This window comes from Pseudomonas sp. BP01, assembly GCF_022760795.1.
Classification (GTDB): Bacteria; Pseudomonadota; Gammaproteobacteria; order Pseudomonadales; family Pseudomonadaceae; genus Aquipseudomonas; species Aquipseudomonas putida_Q.
In genome coordinates, this window is sequence record NZ_JAFBKA010000070.1 from 1 (window position 1) to 633 (window position 633).

The 633-nt window shown below is 60.8% G+C and carries 1 protein-coding gene; it reads right to left on the reverse strand.

Annotation, left to right across the window (positions count from 1 at the left end; translation table 11 throughout):
- On the reverse strand, positions 1-633 hold a 633-nt coding region (locus JOY50_RS28500), incomplete at both ends, for an immunoglobulin-like domain-containing protein (RefSeq protein ID WP_405046023.1).

Sequence of the window (633 nt, forward strand, 5' to 3'; positions counted from 1 at the left end):
TAGCGCCGACATAGACGTTATCCGGTGCGGTTGCAGTGGCCGAGCCAGTGGTGCTGTTGGCGGCCACAACGACCGTCGTGCCATCGGTCAGCTTGAAGTACAGCTCCGAATGGTTGTTGATCGGCAGACCGTCTTTGTTGGTCAGCGTGACGGTGTAGGTGATCTCGCCGCCTTCGGTGACCGAGGGGGTCGCAGTCAACTTGGCCACGACTTCGTCGGTGGTGTCGGTGACATCCACTTTCGCAGCGCCGCCTAACTCCAGGTTCTCGAAGGTCGCGCCAGTGGCGTCCACCGCCGACTTGATGCCCAAGCTGATCTGGCCAGCGTCGTTGTAGACATCATCGCCTTGCGCATCGTGAGTGTACGGCGCGCTGGTCTCACCGGCCTTGATGGTGACCTGAGCATTGTTGCTCAGGGTCACAACCAAGTCGTGAGCCAAAGCAGTGTTGATGTGCACGGTGAACGTCGGCTTGACGTTCTCCGCGACCGAAGTCTGGTCGGCGGTAATGGTGACCTGTACCAGATCGCCCTGGTTACCAGTGCCCGGAGTACCCGAACCTGGTTCGTCGGTCACGGTGGTGCTGACCGGCGTCTTGTCCAGGGTCAGCTGCTCGAACTTGCCGACGTCAGCGC